The sequence below is a fragment of the Acinetobacter sp. AND/436 genome, from assembly GCF_049546925.1.
In the GTDB taxonomy this organism is placed as follows: Bacteria; Pseudomonadota; Gammaproteobacteria; order Pseudomonadales; family Moraxellaceae; genus Acinetobacter; species Acinetobacter indicus.
Genome location: NZ_JBMXBO010000012.1, coordinates 17,845 through 35,074 on the forward strand (window position 1 = coordinate 17,845; position 17,230 = coordinate 35,074).

Genomic DNA, 17,230 nt, shown 5'->3' on the forward strand with positions numbered 1-17,230 from the left:
ACGATCAAGACTGATCTAAGCCCTTGAGCATACATGAAAAAAATGTCAAAACTAAGAAATCTGATTGAAATCAGACCAATAAAAAAGGCACCTAGAAATTCTAAATGCCTTTTTCTGTGGTCAGACTCTGCTATTGCAGGGGTAAATGTTGAAGTTCATTCAACTCTTTACGGCTATAGCCGCGCGAAGCGAGAACCTTTTTAATACCGATAATCACATCTTCATCTGTCGCTTTTGCTAAAGCTTCAAGAAGCTGTTCATTTGTCTTACAAGAGCAATCATTTTCAACACAAGCAATCTGATTCTTATGCTCGTTTTGCTGTTCCTGAGCGAACAGCTTTTGCCAAAAACTCATAGAGCCTTCATTTGCAACCTAACATAGCTCGAAATATAGCCAATTTAAAAATTAATGCAAGTCGACTAAAGTGATAAAAGCAGCAAACAGACTCTAGAAATTTCGATAGCTTGTAACAGTTTAAACGTAATTATGATTGCTATAAGCCTTGATTATAACTAAGTTGCTTGTTTTTATAAGAAAAAAGGAAGATTAAAAAATCTTCCTTTTCGGACTGAATAATATAATTTGAAACAAATTGTTTTAGATCTTTTCCAGTAAGACACCAGATTCCACATGATGGGTATAAGGGAATTGGTCAAACAGGGCAAATTGGGTGATCTTGTGGGTGCTGGCCAAAGTCTGCAAATTGTCATGCAGCGTATCCGGATTACAGGAGATATAAATAATCCGCTCAAAACGCTGCAACAGTTTTAAGGTTTCGGCATCAATACCAGCGCGTGGGGGGTCTACAAACACGGTATCAAACTGATAGCTGGACATCTCAATGCCGGCTTCCTGCAAACGGCGGAATTCACGCTCGCCATTGTAGGCCTGGGTAAATTCTTCGGCAGATAAACGCGCCACCTGAATATTGTCAATCTGGTTCTGCTCAATATTCCACTGCGCCGCATAAACTGAAGATTTGGCCAGTTCTGTGGCTAAGACGCGATTAAAACGGGTCGACAGCGGCAGGGTAAAGTTACCATTGCCACAGTACAGCTCTAACAGGTCCTGATTGGCGTGTCCGGCGGCTGTACAGGCCCATTCCAGCATGTGCTGGCAAACGCGCGCATTCGGCTGGGTAAAGCTGCTTTCAATCTGTTTGTATTGATACTGGCGTTCAAAGACTTGCAGTTCTTCCACCACAAACTCATCGCTCAGTACCAGTTTCTGGCCACGGCTCCGGCCAATAATTTTAATCTGCAGTTGCTCGGCCAGCTGTTTGGCCAGCGCTTCCCACTCTGCAGTTAATGGACAGCGATAAATCAGTGAAACTAGCATTTCACCTTTTAAGGTTGCCAGAAAATGCACTTCAAACAGGCGATTGGATAACAGCGGTTCTGCTTTTAAGGCATTCAGCAGTACCGGCATTAACTGGTTGATGCTAGCATCAGCAATTGGAAATTCATCAATTCGAATGACTTTTTTGTTCTGCTGCTCATCGCGTTCAAACATGGCATAAAACAGGTCATCTTCGGTATGCCAAATCCGGAATTCTGCACGCATACGGAAATGCTGTTCAGGCGAGGCAAACACCTCCAGCGCTGGAGGATTAAATTCGGCAAACTGTGCAGAAATACGTGCAACTTTGGCATCAAGTTGTTGCTGATAAGATGAAGTCATATGCAGTAAAAATCACAAACCCATTGAAACAGGGGATGGTAACAAAGTTTCAGGCAGATGCCTAAAGATATTCTGTGCAAACCTTAAATTGCGGTAGCGTGACGGGAGAAATCGAGCTTCGGCTCAACAGATCGGCAGATTAAAGCCGGGAAATACATCACTTGCGAGAGCAAAGATAAAAAAAGCCAAACCAACAGAGACCAGGGAGAATTGGTTTGGCAAAGAGGAATAACACCATGAAAAGGGGTGGCTTTAATCCAGCGTCATCAGGCTGGCGTTCCCTCCAGCTGCAGCAGTATTAATGCTGATGGCCCGTTCAATCACCAGACGTTCCAGCGGAATTTTCGGATCATTCGGTTTGAGATGGCTGATGCCGACAATCGCTCCGGCACGCTGCGCTACCGTTTGCTGTAACTCCAGCAATTGCGCCGAGCTGCCATGATGCAGCACTGCATCATAATCGCCATGCAGCAAGTCTGGGATCACGCGAATCCGCTGGGCAATCTCTGGCGGCATTTTCGGCAGATATTTCAGCATGAAGCGGTTTTCTGCCAGAACCACCGGCTGACTGCCGACTGCAAAAATTGCCAGTAACTGATGAATTTGATCCAGCTCCTGTTCAGCCAGGGATAGCACGGCATGACGTGGCAAAATCGTATACTGGTTACTTTCACCGGTTGGACCAGTCAGGTTAAAACTCTGACCCGTGGCAATTTTCTCCGGTAGTTGAATCAGCTGCTGCGGGAACTCGGCCTGTACCCAGTCCACCAATTGGTTATACAGGGCAGGCATTGCTGCTGCATGTAGAGTCTGCGCCGCAAATGGTTGAGCCAGTTTTTTCTGCGAGCAGTATTGCATTAAGCGGTAGAGATACAGTGGTCCACCGGCCTTAGGTCCAGTCCCGGACAGGCCTTCGCCGCCAAAAGGTTGCACCCCGACCACAGCACCGACAATATTACGGTTGATATACAGGTTGCCGACCTCGGCTTGGGCAATCACGCTATGAATGGTTTCATCAATACGGGTATGCAAGCCCATGGTCAGGCCATAACCTTTGGCATTGATTTGCGCCAGCAGTTGATCAAGCTGTCCATAACGGTAGCGAATCACATGCAGTACCGGGCCAAACACTTCGCGCTCCAGATCATCCAGATGCGGCAGTTCAATCAGCGTTGGTGGTACAAAAGTGCCGTGTTGCAAGCTTGCATCGCTTTGCTTATTCCACATCAACTGATGCACCGGATAGCCCTTAATGCGCATTTTTTCAATATGACGCTCAATATTGTTCTGCGCTTCCAGGTCAATCACCGGACCAATGTCGGTTTTCAGCAAATAAGGATTACCCACGCGCAACTGCTGCATGGCACCTTTGAGCATAGTCAGTACCGTGTCGGCATTATCTTCCTGCACACATAAAATTCGCAGGGCCGAGCAGCGCTGACCGGCACTGTCGTAAGCAGAGCTGACTGCATCCAGAATCACCTGTTCAGTCAGGGCTGAAGAATCGACAATCATGGCGTTTTGCCCGCCAGTTTCCGCAATGAGCGGAATGGCACCACCAGTCTGGCTTAAACGTTTGGCCACGGTCTGATTCAGGATTTTGGCGACTTCAGTCGAGCCGGTAAACATAATGCCCTGAATCCGTTCATCCTGACTTAGCTGCGCACCGACCGTTTCACCGCGTCCCGGCAGCAGTTGCAGTACATTTTTCGGAATGCCGGCATCCCATAAAATCTGCACCGCTTGCGCTGCAATCAGCGGGGTCTGCTCGGCCGGTTTGGCCAGAACGGTATTGCCAGCCACCAGCGCTGCGGCAATCTGGCCGCTAAAAATCGCCAGCGGGAAATTCCATGGGCTGATACACAGCACCGGCCCTAGCGGAATGATCTGGGTATTGATGTCCAGATCACGCATTTGCGCGGCATAGTAGCGCAGGAAATCAATTGCTTCACGCACTTCGGCAATGGCATTGGCATAGGTCTTGCCACTTTCGCGGCAGAGGAGCAGCATGAGCGGTTGCAGGCGTGCCTGCATTAAATCGGCAGCACGTTCCAGACATTGTGCGCGTTCATGTTTGGAAATATTGGCCCAGACGGCTTGTGCCTGTACCGCATTTTCTAGGGCCTGATTGACCTGTGCTGCTGTGGCTTCCTGTACATGACCAACAATATCCTGATGCTGAGCCGGGTTTAAAATCGCGTGTACATCGGCACTGTCTTCGGTGGTTAAGCCTTCACCCATGGGCAGGGCAGTCCATTGATGCTGATGCAAACTCTGCGCGGTTGTATTTAATGCCGCCAAGTCCTGATCATTGGCTAAGTCCAGGCCGGCAGAGTTGTCGCGCTGCTCGCCATATAACTCATGCGGTAAGGGAATTGCCGGATGTTTCTGGCCGACTTTCTGTTCCTGTTGAGCCGTGGCTAAAATGGTCTGATGCGGATTTTCGATCAGATCTTCAATGTTTAGGGTCTTATCGGCAATACGGTTGACGAAAGAGGTGTTGGCACCATTTTCCAGCAAACGACGTACCAGATAGGCCAGCAGGGTTTCATGGTTACCGACCGGCGCATAAATACGGCACGGCACGCCGAGCTTCTGCTGCTGTTTCGAGCCGACCACATTTTCATATAATGGCTCGCCCATGCCATGCAGGCATTGGAATTCGTATTGGCCAGCGTAGTAACGCGCTGGATCGGCCAGATGATAAATCGTGGCCAGCGTCTGGGCATTGTGAGTCGCAAACTGTGGATAAATCTGTTCCGGTGCTGCCAGTAATTTTTTCGCACAGGCAATATAGGACAGATCGGTATGCACTTTACGGGTAAACACTGGATAATCCGACATGCCATCAATTTGCGCTTTCTTGATTTCGCTGTCCCAATAGGCGCCTTTCACTAAGCGAATCATCAGGCGTTTCTGGCTGCGTTTGGCCAGATCGACCACATAATCCACCACATAGAAGCAGCGTTTCTGGTAGGCCTGAATCACAAAGCCAATGCCTTTCCAGTTATCCAGCGCCGGTTCAAAACACAGACGTTCCAGCAGCTCTAAGGACATTTCCAGTCGTTCAGATTCTTCGGCATCAATATTCAGGCCAATATTGTAGTCCTTGGCCAGCACAGCCAGTTGCAGCACCTTGTCATACAGTTCGGTATGCACGCGGTCAATCTGGGCACGCTGATAACGTGGATGCAGGGCAGAGAGCTTGATCGAAATCCCCGGACCGGTATAAACATCTTTATCTTTAGAGGCCTGGCCAATGGCATGGATGGCATTTTGATAGTCATCAAAATAACGCTCTGCATCGTGTTCGGTCAGGGCCGCTTCACCGAGCATGTCATAAGAATAACGGAAACCTTTTTCTTCTAACGGTTCGGCATGTTGCAGGGCTTCGCTAATGGTTTCACCAGTCACGAACTGCTCACCCATCATCCGCATCGCCACATCTACCGCTTTACGGATAATACCACGGCCACTGCGCGCCAGCAGGCCAGTCAGAATACCGCTTAAACTGTTCTGTTTCGGGGTTTCCATCAGCTTGCCGGTTAGCATTAAGCCCCAGGCGGCAGCATTTACAAACATCAGGTTACTTTGGCCTAAATGCTCTTTCCAGTTGCCCTGGTTGATCTTGTCGCGGATCAGCAGATCACGGGTTGCGGTATCAGGAATACGTAATAGCGCTTCGGCCAGACACATCAGGGCGATGCCTTCTTGTGAAGAGAGGGAGAACTCTTGCAACAGGCCTTGCACCAGACCGGCTTTACCGCTGGAATTTTTACGTTCACGCAGGGAGTGGGCCAGCTGAAAAGCCAGCTCATAAATTTGGCTGTTGAGTGCATCAGGAATTTCACTGTGCTCGAGTAAATGGCTGACACATTCACTTTCAGGGCGACGCCATGCGGTATTGATGGCAATTTCTGCCTCATTTTTTTCTTTGAATTCAGTGATGTAATCCAAATGCGGTTTTGCGTCGTCGAAATGGGTTTCGCTATCCATCATGTTCATGCCAACATCCTGTGACGATATATTTTAGTTGAACGGTGTACCTTATATAATTTATGATCACAGAAAATATGCCGAATAACTCACTATAATTTTTGTTATTTTTAGAGATAAATACGGATTATGAATGGAATGATGAGTCTAGATCGCACTGACATTAAAATTCTGGATATTCTGCAAAAAGATGGCCGGATTTCAAATATTAAACTGGCCGAAGCCGTCAATTTATCGCCAACTGCTGCGCTGGCACGGGTACAGAAACTGAGCAAAGATGGTTTTATTCTGGGCTATGAAGCCAAGCTGAATCCGGAGTTGCTGAATAGCAGCTTTGTGGTATTTGTGGAAATTCTGCTGGATAAAACCACGCCGAATGTACTGGAAGAATTTTCAGATGCGATTTTGCAGCATCCGGAAATTGTGGAATGTCACATGATTAGTGGTGGTTTCGATTTTGTAGTAAAAATCCGCTGCGCCAATATGGAAGAATTCCGCAAGATTTCCGGGCAAATTTTATGGCAGTTGCCGGGGGTGAAAGAAACCCGCAGTTATCCGGTGATGGAAGTGATTAAGGAAAGCTCGCAATTGAAACTGAAATATCAGCACAAGGCCAAATAAACCGTCATCTTTGTCTGTATTTTCCGTTAAAACCCAAAAGGAGCCGAAGCTCCTTTTTTTATGGATGATCAATCAATTCGGTAGATTGCTGTGCTAGCTGTTCATTTCCTGCATGGCTTTTTTGTACTCGGCATCTGACTGTTCAAAGCGTTCAATCACCTCTGTACTTGGTGTCCGGTCGAGCAGACTGACTATTACAATACTCAGGCTGGCCAGAATAAAGCCGGGAATAATTTCATAGAGTCCGGTATCGGCCATGACATTTTTCCAGACAATCACGGTCATCGCACCGACTAGCATCCCGGCAATCGCGCCTTTCAGGGTCATGCGTTTCCAGAACAGCGACAGAATAATGAGAGGACCAAAAGCCGCGCCAAATCCGGCCCAGGCATAGGCCACCAGCCCCAGGACTTTACTCGATGGATTGCTGGCCAGCCAGATTGCCAGCATTGCAATCAACAGCACCATAAAACGGCCGACCCAGACCAGCTCTTTTTGTGAGGCATTTTTGCGTAAAAAAGCCTTGTATAAATCTTCAGTTAAGGTACTGGAGCAGACCAGTAACTGGCAGCTGAGTGTACTCATGACCGCGGCTAGAATGGCGGCCAGAATAATCCCGGCAATCCACGGATTAAACAGGATTTTGGTCAGCTCCATAAACACGGTTTCCGGGTTCTGATTCACCACAGCCGCCAGTTCTGGAAATTGCTGGAAATAGGCAATGGCAATGAAACCGGCACTCACCGCACCGCCCAGACAGAGAATCATCCAGCTCATACCAATTTTACGCGCCGCCGGAATGGTTTTAACCGAATCGGCCGCCATAAAACGCACTAGAATATGCGGTTGTCCAAAATAGCCTAAGCCCCATGCCAAGGAAGATAAAATGGCAATAAAACTTAAACCGGACAGCATTTGTGTGGCATGTGGACGTGCGGTTTCCAGTAACAGACCAATTTGCTGGCTATGATCACCCAATGCCAGATAGGTCATGATGGGGGTAATCAGCAGGGCAAAAATCATCAGCCCGGCCTGGAAGGTATCGGTCCAGCTAATTGCCAGGAAGCCGCCAATACAGACATAGCTGATGGTGGCAATCGCGCCAATCCACAGCGCCGTGGTATAGGACCAGCCAAACAGGCTTTCAAATAAACGCGCACCGGCCACCATGCCGGATGCACAGTAAATCGCGAAAAATACCAGAATCACCAGTGCTGAACTGACGCGCAGAATTTTCTTGCGGTCGCCAAAACGGCTGGTGAAATAATCCGGCAGGGTCAGGGCATTGTTTTGTACTTCGGTATGAACCCGCAAACGCCCGGCGACCAGAAGCCAGTTTAACCATGCACCAATAATCAGGCCGATGGCGATCCAGGCTTCAGATAATCCGGCCAGATAGATTGCACCGGGTAAACCCATCAGCAGCCAGCCGCTCATATCCGATGCGCCGGCAGAAAGCGCAGTCACCACGCTGCCCAGACTGCGGCCCCCAAGAATATAATCCGAGAAATCTGTGGTGGCCTTGTAGGCATACAGCCCGATACCGATCATGGCCACGATATAAAATATAAAGGTAATTAATGTGGGATTCAGTTGACTCATATGCCCATCCTTTGTCTGTAAGCGTTCATCCATCCGAGATGATTTTTTGCGCATTTTTTCAAGGAGCTGATTCAAGCATGGAATTAAAATTACGTTCTGTAACATTTCGACGGGATTTATAGCGGTCTTGTGTTGCAGTTTGTAGCTTTAGATACAATTGCAAAAATGGCTGCAATGAGTGGAAAATTATTAAGTCAAAATTTTGAATAAAGTGGTGAATATTTTTATTTTTGCAAATATGGAGAGAATCTGTTAAATCTGGCTTAAAAATGGAGTAAATTTACATTATGTTACATCCCGTACATTTAGAAAGAATGTGTAATTAAATATTTCAAAAAGCGTATCAATCTTGTGTAGTTTCAGGCTGGCACAGGTTTAAGATTTTCTTATGCACAATATTGGTGCGAAATAGTGAGTAAACAGTGTGATTACGGTTCAGACAGAGAAAACAAGAATAGAGCATGATTTGCTGGGTGCTAAAGAAGTGCCGGCAGACAGTTATTATGGTATTCATACCTTGCGTGCCTTGGAGAACTTCCAGATCTCCAATCAGCAGGTCGGTGAAAACCTGCATTTCATTCGTGCTTTGGCGCAAGTGAAAAAAGCATCTGCACAAACCAATTTACAGTTTGAGAAAATCTCCCCGCAGGTGGCTGAGGCGATTCAGTATGCCTGTGACCAGCTGATTGAACAGCCTGCTGCATGGCGTGCGCATTTTCCTTTAGATGTTTATCAGGGCGGTGCCGGAACGTCGATTAACATGAACAGCAATGAGGTGATTGCCAATATCGCCTTAGAACATCTGGGGCTGGAAAAAGGCAGTTATTTTTCTATTCATCCGAATGATCATGTCAATAAGTCGCAATCGACCAATGATGTCTATCCGACGGCCTTGCGTTTAGCCACCTATTACAGTCTGGATGATCTGTTCGTGCAGATGCGTAACCTGATTGACAGTTTCTACAAGAAAGTAGCTGAATTTCAGTATGTATTAAAAATGGGCCGGACCCAGCTGCAAGATGCCGTGCCGATGACCTTGGGGCAGGAGTTCCGTGCCTTTGCCACCTTGTTAAAAGAAGATTTAAAACTGATTGACCGGACCCGTCAGTTGTTACTGGAAATTAACCTCGGCGCTACCGCGATTGGTACGGGTGTAAATACTCCCAAAGGCTATGCCCAGGAAGCGGTGCAGGCTTTAAAAGAGATTAGCGGCTTGCCATTAATTGGCGCAGAAGATTATGTTGAAGCCACCAGCGACTGTGGGGTTTTCATCATTTTATCCAGCACACTGAAACGTCTGGCAGTGAAATTATCGAAAATCTGTAATGACCTGCGTTTATTAAGTTCTGGCCCGCGTACTGGTCTGGGGGAAATCCGGTTACCGGAGTTGCAGGCCGGTTCTTCGATTATGCCGGCCAAGGTCAATCCGGTCATTCCGGAAGTGGTGAACCAGATTGCCTTTAAAGTGATTGGCAATGACCTGACCGTGACCATGGCGGCCGAAGCCGGGCAGTTGCAGTTAAACGTGATGGAACCGGTGATTGCCGTGTCGATTCATGAATCCATCCAGTTATTGACTCAAGCCATGAAAAGTCTGGATGAGAAATGTATTCAGGGCATTCAGGCCAATGAACAGGCTTGCCATGATGCGGTGATGCGTAGCGTCGGTATTGTCACTTTGCTTGATCCGATTCTAGGTCATGCCAAATGTGATGAAATCGGGAAACTGTGTATTGCTGAAAACAAAACCATTCAGCAGGTGGTACTGGAGCAGGAATTACTGACTCAGGAACAGCTGGATGAAATTTTTGCCCTGCATAATCTGGTCAGTGAGGTAACACCACCGGAAGCAGTTTTTGCCCAAGTCAGCTAAGACACTGACTGCTTCAGTAAAACAGCAAAGGCTCAAGGTCATATATTGGTTTTGAGCCTTTTGTGTTTGGCCGATGGTTTTGATTCAACTTACAGGGCAGCCAGCAGACGTGGTTTTAACTGTACCAAACCTTGGGTTGCAGTGGCGGCAATACATTCATATTGCGCCGGTAAACGCTGCTGATTGGCTTTCGGGTCAATATAATAGGCCTGACAGCTGGCCGGAATTTCATGAACCAGACCGGCCACCGGGTAGACCGCCAGACTGCTGCCAATCACAATAAAAATATCGGCATCCTGCACCCATTCAATCGCTTGTTCATAGGCTGGTACCGCTTCACCAAACCAGACCACGTGTGGCCGTAGCGGATAACCCGCATCACAGACATCGCGTTCCAAATCCAGCTCGGCGCCTTCAATCGGGTAAAAGCGGGTAGTGGTTTGTGCATCGGGTCCGGAGGTTTTGGCCAGCCGGATATTGCCATGCAAATGTAATACCTGCTGGCTACCGGCACGTTCATGCAGATCATCAATATTCTGGGTAATAACAGCCACATCAAAATACTGTTCCAGTTCGGCAATCAGTTGATGTGCCGCGTTGGGCTGGGCATTCAGAATATTTTTGCGTCGTTCATTATAAAAACGCTGCACCAGCGCCGGATTTTTGGCCCAAGCTTCCGGTGTGGCCACATCTTCCACCCGATGCTGTTCCCACAATCCATCACTATCACGGAAGGTATTGATCCCGCTTTCGGCACTCATTCCGGCGCCGGAGAAAACAATCAGTTTAGGCATAGGCAGATTCCTGTGTGGCGATACTGTGCGTGACTTCCTGTTGCATCCATTCTACAAATTTCTGAATTAAAACTGAATTTTCCTGACTAGAATGCACCAGATAATAGGAGCGCCGGTCGCTGAGCTGCTGATCTGAGGCCAGCACCAGTTCACCGCTGGTTAATTCCTGCTGAATCAGCATTTGCGGGATGAGTGCCATGCCCATGCCATGACTGGCGGCCACAGCCAGCATCGAAAACAGTTCATGACGCTGTCCATCATACGGATGGGCATGCTCAATCTGCTGGGTCTGGAACCATTCCTGCCAGATGGTCGGTCGTGTGGTTTGCTGTAATAAAGGCAGTTGCTGTAATTGTTCAGCAGCCAGGTTATAACCATAGCGATGGCTTTTTTGTGCCGCAGGAAAATGCCGAGCAATCAGCTGCGGTGAGCACACCGGTACTACATCTTCCTTCATTAAAAAATGGGTGTGGATTCCGGGCCAATGATCAATCTGCTGCTGCGTACCGGCATAAATGGCCGCATCAAAAATATTTTCATTAAATAAAAACGGCTTGGTGCTGGTTTCCAAATGGATGGTAATTTCCGGATAGCGCTGGTTAAAACGATGCAGCTTCGGCACCAGCCAGCGCGTGGCAAAGGTCGGTACCACACCCAGTTTTAAGGTGCCACCTAATCCTTTATGCGACATCACATCGAGCGTGCTTTGCTCCAGCCCCAGTAAATAGGGTTTGATACTTTTATAATAATGCTGTCCTGCAGGCGTCAGTTCGACTCCATGCCGGGTCCGGATAAACAGGCTTAAGCCAAGAAATTCTTCCAGCTGCTGGATTTGCCGGGAAACCGCACTCTGGGTAATAAACAGTTCTTGCGAGGCATGAGTATAACTGCAATGCTTGGCTGCCGACTCAAAGCAGAGCAAGGCCTGTAAAGAGGGAATATTACGCCGCATTTCAGATCATCCTTTATCTGCACAGGTATTTGAAAATAGCATAGATGAAGGCACTATGATCGCCAATTTGTTTATTTTTTATTGTTTCTTCACAGGTTTTAGAGCGATGCGCAGCTCCAGTATGAATATGCTTATTTAAGATATGCGGAGAATGCATATCTGCATTAAAAAATCTCGTTTGAAAATATTATTTTTCACACATAGTATCAACACAAACAACGAGAACATCATTCAGGCAGAGGAAGCTATGAATCAAATGGTAAATTCACATTCAGGCCGTAAAGTACATTTTGACTGGCAAGACCCATTCCTGCTGGAGCAGCAGCTGACTGCAGAAGAACGCATGATCCGTGATACTGCTGCGGCCTATTGTCAGGACAAGCTGATGCCACGTGTATTAGAACAGTTCCGTCATGAAAAAACCGATCCGACCATTTTCCGTGAAATGGGCGAGCTCGGTTTGCTGGGCCCGACCATTCCTGAGCAATACGGCGGTGCCGGTTTAAATTATGTCAGCTATGGTCTGATTGCCCGTGAAGTTGAGCGTGTTGATTCAGGCTACCGTTCTATGGCCAGTGTACAAAGTTCGCTGGTGATGGTACCGATTAATGAATTTGGCTCGGAAGAACAAAAACAGAAGTATTTACCAAAATTAGCTACGGGTGAATATATTGGCTGCTTTGGTCTGACCGAACCGGATCATGGTTCTGACCCGGGCAGCATGATTACCCGTGCCAAAAAAGTCGATGGCGGTTATCGTTTAACAGGCGCAAAAATGTGGATTACCAACAGCCCAATTGCCGATGTATTTGTGGTCTGGGCCAAAGAAGTTTCACCTGAAGGCAATGTCGGTGACATTCGCGGCTTTATTCTGGAAAAAGGCTGGGAAGGGCTGTCTGCGCCTGCGATTCTCGGCAAGGTCGGTTTACGTGCTTCCATCACCGGTGAAATTGTAATGGATAACGTATTTGTCCCAGAAGAAAATGCTTTCCCAGAAGTCCGTGGCTTAAAAGGTCCATTTACCTGCCTGAACAGTGCCCGTTACGGCATTGCCTGGGGTGCGATGGGTGCGGCGGAGTTCTGCTGGCATACCGCACATCAGTACACCATGGACCGTAAACAGTTTGGTCGTCCTTTGGCTGCCAATCAGTTAATCCAGAAAAAACTGGCCGATATGCAAACTGAAATTGCTTTAGGTTTACAGGCCGCATTACGTTTTGGCCGCATGAAAGATGAAGGTATTGCTTCGGTTGAAGGGACATCTTTAATCAAGCGCAATAACTGTGGCAAGGCGCTGGATATTGCCCGCTTGGCTCGTGACATGATGGGTGGTAACGGCATTTCGGATGAGTTTGGTGTAGCGCGTCATCTGGTGAATCTGGAAGTGGTGAATACCTATGAAGGCACGCATGACGTACATGCCTTAATTCTAGGCCGAGCACAGACCGGAATCGCCGCATTCTGTAATTAATGCAGAGGAATGGGTACGCCGGATTCATGCGGTCAAAGTGCCGGTCGGGGTAATTAACTCGATTGAAGATGTCCTGGCAGAACCGCAAATTCAGCATCGTCAGATGCTGGTTAATTTGCCGCACAGTTTAAATGCGCAATTTAGGATGATTGCATCACCAATCAAGCTGTCAGATACACCGGTCGAATACCGGCAGTCACCACCGCAACTGGGTGAACATACGGCCTATATTTTGTCCCGCTTTAAATCTACCGAAGAACTGCAAGCTTTAAAACAGCAGGGCATTATTGATGGGAAAATTGCCTAGCGCTTTGCCTTGATTGCTGATTTTCACTTGCTTTTTGCCGAACCTCATACTGTTCGGCTTTTTTTATTGAGTGCGCTATAAATATTGATGTAGATACTTACTGATGCTGCAACAAAAAGTGTTTAATTTCACGGGCAAATTTCAGCGGCTCAGTCAGTAGCGGAGTATGCCCTGATTTTTCAAATAACACCTGCTGTGCCTGTGCCACACTCTGGGCAATCAGGGTTTGCCCCTGTACTGGATAGAGTACCGATTGCACCCCGCTAAAAAACACCGTAGGACAGTTTAGCTGGCTTAAGGCCTCGCGATAATCTTCGGTATGCTCCAAATAGTTACGGATATACCAGGCCATATAGTCCAGTCGAGATGAGGGTAACAGCAGATGTTGCAAACGTGGCTGTTGCAGGATTTTACGAAAGATGGCTCGCTGGCGAGGGTTGTTATTTTGCAGCTCAATAAACTGCATCCATAAAGCAAACAGTTGATCTTTGGCTGTGTTATTTAAATCGTGAATCCACTGAAGATGTGCGTGTTCCGTAAATAGCGCGGACAGTTCAGATAAAATCTGTTTAAAGCGGCTGTGCTGCTGGCCAAACAGGCCATAAGCCCAGTGTTCATCTACCAGGATTTTTGGGGTCTGATCAATATGCAGATAGGCTTTTAACTGCGTTGCCAGCTGTCCATATTGCATGCCATGCATGGCGGTGGTCGCGCCCATCGAATAGGCAATGATTATAAACTGTTGCAGCTGCATTTGCTGAATTAAGGATTGCACATCCTGCCAGTGGCTGGAAATGGCATCCAGCTCCGGAATCCGGCACTGTTTCGAACCGCCAAAGCCGCGCCAGTCGGGAATAATAAAACGGAACTGTTTGCGTAGCGGCCACAAAAACGGCAGCCATTGCCAGCTGTGCATGCCCAAACCGGACAGCACCAGCACCGGTTGGCCCTGACCAAATTCACGTACAAATAAACCTTCGCCATCGGGCATGACATAATACGGCATGAGATTTCATTCCTTGAAATTTTATTGTTGTTGATCAAAAGCTTTTAGCGCAGGAATCACCGCGTCCAGCCAGCGAATCCAGCCGATTTCCTGCTCGATACCCAGCTGTAAAATCATTTTATGAATATATAAGGTACGATTTTCGTCGGTCTGCTGGGCAAAGTCTTTGGCATAAATGGCCTGATACAGCTGTAATTTTTCCTGATGCAACTGTAAATGCCGCTCTAGCTCGGGCAAAACCTCATTACCGCCGAGTTGTGCTTCGGCCCGTAAACGCACCATCAGTTCTTCACGGAGCTGCGCCGGAGGACCTTGCTTGACCATCCAGTCGGCCAGTTCGACCCGGCCTGCGGCCTCAACCTGATAGGTTTTTTTACGGCCTTGGGCATCTTCTTCAGCCAAAGTGGAAATCCAGCCTTTGCTGAGCATGCTGTTTAATTCACGATAAATCTGCTGATGGGTAGCATTCCAGAAAAAGCCCATCGAGCGATCAAAGCGCCGGGCCAGTTCAATGCCCGTACTGGGTTTTTCAATCAGGCTGGTGAGTAATACATGGGCTAAAGACATAGACGAGATCATGCAAGTATGAATCTAAAATATTATGCAACATGTTGCATAAAAGTCAAAATTCGCATATAAATTTATGCAACAAGTTGCATTAACATAAAAATAGCCCGCTTTTGGCCAGCCAAGGAGAGAATATGTCGAATTATCCGCATCTGTTAGCCCCGCTTGATTTAGGCTTTACCACCTTAAAAAACCGCGTACTTATGGGTTCTATGCACGTGGGTCTTGAAGAAGCACCAAATGGTTATGCACGGATGGCAGCATTCTATGCAGAGCGTGCCAAAGGCGGCGTAGGCCTGATTGTAACCGGCGGGATTTCTCCAAATGATGCCGGCTTAACCTTTGCAGGTGGCAATAAACTTGACACCTTGGCCGAAGCTGAAAAACATAAAGTGGTCACCCAAGCCGTGCATGAAGCGGGCGGTAAAATCGCCTTGCAGATTTTGCATACCGGACGATATTCCTATCAGCCGGATATTGTGGCGCCATCCGCGATTCAGGCGCCTATTAACCCGTCTAAACCGCATGCACTCACCTCGGCCGAAGTGCAGCAGACCATTGCCGATTTTGCCAACTGTGCCAAGCTGGCCAAATATGCCGGTTATGACGGTGTTGAAATTATGGGTTCGGAAGGCTACTTGATTAACGAGTTTATTGCCAAGCGCACCAATCATCGTGATGATGAATGGGGCGGTAGCTATGAAAACCGGATTCGCTTTCCAATTGAAATCGTGAAACGTACCCGTGCTGAAGTCGGCGAAAACTTCATTATTATCTATCGTCTGTCGATGCTGGATCTGGTCGAAGGCGGATCAAGTTTTGAAGAAGTGGTGCAGCTGGCCAAAGAAATTGAAAAAGCGGGTGCGACCATTATTAATACCGGTATTGGCTGGCATGAAGCACGTATTCCGACCATTGCCACCAAAGTGCCGCGTGCGGCTTTTAGCTGGGTCACAGAAAAGCTCAAAAGTGAAGTCAAAATTCCTTTAATCACTTCTAACCGGATTAATACCCCAGAAATGGCAGAGCATGTACTGGCGACCGGTCAGGCCGATATGGTGTCGATGGCGCGTCCATTTTTGGCAGATGCCGATTTTGTGGTGAAAGCCGAGCAGGGCCGTAGCGATGAAATTAATACCTGTATTGCCTGTAACCAGGCCTGTCTGGACCATATTTTCTCCATGAAAATTGCCTCCTGTCTGGTCAATCCGCGTGCCTGTCATGAAACCGAACTGATCTTTAAAGAAGCCAGCCAACCAAAAAATATTGCGGTGATTGGAGCGGGTCCAGCCGGTTTAAGCTTTGCAATTTATGCGGCAGACCGTGGTCATGAAGTGACGATTTTTGAAGCCTCTAACCAGATTGGCGGGCAGTTTAATATTGCCAAGACCATTCCGGGCAAAGAAGAGTTTTATGAAACCTTGCGTTATTTCAAACGTCAAATTGAGTTGCAGCCACGCATTCAGCTAAAACTGAACCATACGGCCAGCTTTGATGAGCTGAGCAAAAGCAGTTTTGACGAAATTGTGGTGGCAACCGGGGTGACTCCACGTCAGCTGGAGATTGAAGGAATTGATCATCCTAAAGTTCTGAGCTATCTGGATGTGCTGAAAGAGCGTCGACCGGTGGCGAAACGGGTTGCGATTATTGGTGCTGGTGGAATTGGTTTTGATACCGCAGAATACTTAAGTCATGCCGGTGAAAGTGGCAGTCTGAATCCGGAAAAATTCTATGATGAATGGGGGATTGATACCGAATATGAGCATGTCGGTGGCCTGAAACCGGCACAGGTAGAAGCCTCCAATCATGAAATCTATTTATTGCAGCGTAAAGCATCTTCGGTGGGAGCAGGCCTGGGCAAAACCACCGGCTGGATTCATCGTACCGGCTTAAAAAACCGCGATGTTAAAATGATGGCAGGCGTAAGCTATCAGAAAATTGATGATCAGGGCCTGCATATTACGGTCAATGACCAGCCGATGCTGCTGGAAGTTGAAAACGTGGTGATCTGTGCCGGACAGGAATCATATACCGCCATGTACGATCAGCTGCAAGCTGCGGGTAAAAATGTGCATCTGATTGGCGGTGCCAAGGAAGCCGGTGAGCTAGATGCCAAACGCGCAATCCGTCAGGGCGCAGAGTTGGCGGCGAAAATTTAATGCAATTCCTTCACCCTCTCCCTATGGAAGAGCGCTGGGGAGAGGGTGAATAACCGCCTCTGCCCTGTGCAGCAGGGTTGCTCATCTTCTGGAAGCTGAGGGAATTCACTGAATAGAATCAACTCCTTCCTTTGAAAAAGGGAGGTTGGGAGGGATTCTTGTAGAAAAACCCTTCTAAATCCCCCTTTCTTGCACTTCGTT

12 protein-coding genes and 1 pseudogene are annotated in these 17,230 nt (G+C 47.7%); 5 read left to right on the forward strand and 8 right to left on the reverse strand.

Annotation, left to right across the window (positions count from 1 at the left end; translation table 11 throughout):
* Positions 1-130: 130 nt before the first annotated feature.
* The 3 genes from ACPEPR_RS10240 to putA form a co-directional block, all read right to left on the reverse strand.
* Positions 131-355, reverse strand: a complete 225-nt coding sequence (locus tag ACPEPR_RS10240) for a hypothetical protein (RefSeq protein WP_005178553.1) — start codon at positions 353-355, stop codon at positions 131-133.
* Positions 356-598: 243 nt separating this feature from the next.
* Positions 599-1,681, reverse strand: a complete 1,083-nt coding sequence (gene trmA, locus ACPEPR_RS10245) for a tRNA (uridine(54)-C5)-methyltransferase TrmA (RefSeq protein WP_087662276.1) — start codon at positions 1,679-1,681, stop codon at positions 599-601.
* A gap of 252 nt (positions 1,682-1,933) precedes the next feature.
* Positions 1,934-5,686, reverse strand: coding sequence for a trifunctional transcriptional regulator/proline dehydrogenase/L-glutamate gamma-semialdehyde dehydrogenase (putA, locus tag ACPEPR_RS10250; RefSeq protein ID WP_423562394.1), 3,753 nt, complete (start codon positions 5,684-5,686; stop codon positions 1,934-1,936).
* Between the two features lie 129 nt (positions 5,687-5,815).
* Here putA and ACPEPR_RS10255 point away from each other — a divergent pair, with 129 nt between their 5' ends.
* Positions 5,816-6,298, forward strand: a complete 483-nt coding sequence (locus tag ACPEPR_RS10255; protein ID WP_005178547.1) for an Lrp/AsnC ligand binding domain-containing protein — start codon at positions 5,816-5,818, stop codon at positions 6,296-6,298.
* A gap of 93 nt (positions 6,299-6,391) precedes the next feature.
* Here the strand turns inward: ACPEPR_RS10255 and putP are convergent, their stop codons facing one another.
* Positions 6,392-7,900 carry a sodium/proline symporter PutP gene (putP, locus tag ACPEPR_RS10260; RefSeq protein WP_423562395.1) on the reverse strand — a complete coding sequence of 503 codons (1,509 nt, stop codon included), beginning with the start codon at positions 7,898-7,900 and terminating at the stop codon, positions 6,392-6,394.
* A 424-nt stretch (positions 7,901-8,324) separates the two neighbouring features.
* Here putP and aspA point away from each other — a divergent pair, with 424 nt between their 5' ends.
* Positions 8,325-9,773 (forward strand): aspartate ammonia-lyase, encoded by a 1,449-nt coding sequence (aspA, locus tag ACPEPR_RS10265; RefSeq protein ID WP_016659035.1) that lies wholly within the window; start codon positions 8,325-8,327, stop codon positions 9,771-9,773.
* Between the two features lie 89 nt (positions 9,774-9,862).
* Here the strand turns inward: aspA and ACPEPR_RS10270 are convergent, their stop codons facing one another.
* Both ACPEPR_RS10270 and ACPEPR_RS10275 read right to left on the reverse strand, forming a co-directional pair.
* A complete protein-coding gene (locus tag ACPEPR_RS10270; RefSeq protein WP_423562396.1) occupies positions 9,863-10,567 on the reverse strand; it encodes an SIR2 family NAD-dependent protein deacylase in 705 nt (234 codons plus the stop codon).
* Positions 10,560-11,519 carry a LysR substrate-binding domain-containing protein gene (locus ACPEPR_RS10275; protein WP_423562397.1) on the reverse strand — a complete coding sequence of 320 codons (960 nt, stop codon included), beginning with the start codon at positions 11,517-11,519 and terminating at the stop codon, positions 10,560-10,562. The genes ACPEPR_RS10270 and ACPEPR_RS10275 overlap by 8 nt, the downstream gene beginning before the upstream one ends.
* 247 nt (positions 11,520-11,766) lie before the next feature.
* On the opposite strand from ACPEPR_RS10275, the gene ACPEPR_RS10280 reads away from it, so the two are divergent.
* Both ACPEPR_RS10280 and ACPEPR_RS10285 read left to right on the forward strand, forming a co-directional pair.
* A complete protein-coding gene (locus tag ACPEPR_RS10280; protein ID WP_423562398.1) occupies positions 11,767-12,990 on the forward strand; it encodes an acyl-CoA dehydrogenase in 1,224 nt (407 codons plus the stop codon).
* A gap of 1 nt (position 12,991) precedes the next feature.
* A pseudogene (locus tag ACPEPR_RS10285) lies at positions 12,992-13,297 on the forward strand (CoA transferase); the annotation flags it as partial.
* Positions 13,298-13,394: 97 nt separating this feature from the next.
* On the opposite strand, the gene ACPEPR_RS10290 reads toward ACPEPR_RS10285, so the two are convergent.
* Together ACPEPR_RS10290 and ACPEPR_RS10295 are read right to left on the reverse strand one after the other, a co-directional pair.
* Positions 13,395-14,303: an alpha/beta fold hydrolase gene (locus tag ACPEPR_RS10290; RefSeq protein WP_160241246.1), complete on the reverse strand. Its 909-nt coding sequence runs from the start codon at positions 14,301-14,303 to the stop codon at positions 13,395-13,397.
* A 21-nt stretch (positions 14,304-14,324) separates the two neighbouring features.
* Entirely contained in the window at positions 14,325-14,870 is a 546-nt protein-coding gene (locus tag ACPEPR_RS10295) for a PadR family transcriptional regulator (protein ID WP_005178523.1), read from the reverse strand.
* Between the two features lie 134 nt (positions 14,871-15,004).
* Here ACPEPR_RS10295 and ACPEPR_RS10300 point away from each other — a divergent pair, with 134 nt between their 5' ends.
* Positions 15,005-17,029: an NADPH-dependent 2,4-dienoyl-CoA reductase gene (locus tag ACPEPR_RS10300; protein ID WP_005178520.1), complete on the forward strand. Its 2,025-nt coding sequence runs from the start codon at positions 15,005-15,007 to the stop codon at positions 17,027-17,029.
* Positions 17,030-17,230 lie beyond the last annotated feature (201 nt).

What these genes read in the sequence shown, in the direction of transcription:
- ACPEPR_RS10255 (WP_005178547.1), top strand. Translation starts at nt 5,816, where the DNA reads ATGATGAGTCTAGATCGCACTGACATTAAAATTCTGGATATTCTGCAA.
- putA (WP_423562394.1), bottom strand. Translation starts at nt 5,686, where the DNA reads ATGAACATGATGGATAGCGAAACCCATTTCGACGACGCAAAACCGCAT.
- putP (WP_423562395.1), bottom strand. Translation starts at nt 7,900, where the DNA reads ATGAGTCAACTGAATCCCACATTAATTACCTTTATATTTTATATCGTG.
- ACPEPR_RS10280 (WP_423562398.1), top strand. Translation starts at nt 11,767, where the DNA reads ATGAATCAAATGGTAAATTCACATTCAGGCCGTAAAGTACATTTTGAC.
- ACPEPR_RS10290 (WP_160241246.1), bottom strand. Translation starts at nt 14,303, where the DNA reads ATGCCGTATTATGTCATGCCCGATGGCGAAGGTTTATTTGTACGTGAA.
- ACPEPR_RS10240 (WP_005178553.1), bottom strand. Translation starts at nt 355, where the DNA reads ATGAGTTTTTGGCAAAAGCTGTTCGCTCAGGAACAGCAAAACGAGCAT.
- ACPEPR_RS10300 (WP_005178520.1), top strand. Translation starts at nt 15,005, where the DNA reads ATGTCGAATTATCCGCATCTGTTAGCCCCGCTTGATTTAGGCTTTACC.
- trmA (WP_087662276.1), bottom strand. Translation starts at nt 1,681, where the DNA reads ATGACTTCATCTTATCAGCAACAACTTGATGCCAAAGTTGCACGTATT.
- ACPEPR_RS10295 (WP_005178523.1), bottom strand. Translation starts at nt 14,870, where the DNA reads ATGTCTTTAGCCCATGTATTACTCACCAGCCTGATTGAAAAACCCAGT.
- ACPEPR_RS10275 (WP_423562397.1), bottom strand. Translation starts at nt 11,519, where the DNA reads ATGCGGCGTAATATTCCCTCTTTACAGGCCTTGCTCTGCTTTGAGTCG.
- ACPEPR_RS10270 (WP_423562396.1), bottom strand. Translation starts at nt 10,567, where the DNA reads ATGCCTAAACTGATTGTTTTCTCCGGCGCCGGAATGAGTGCCGAAAGC.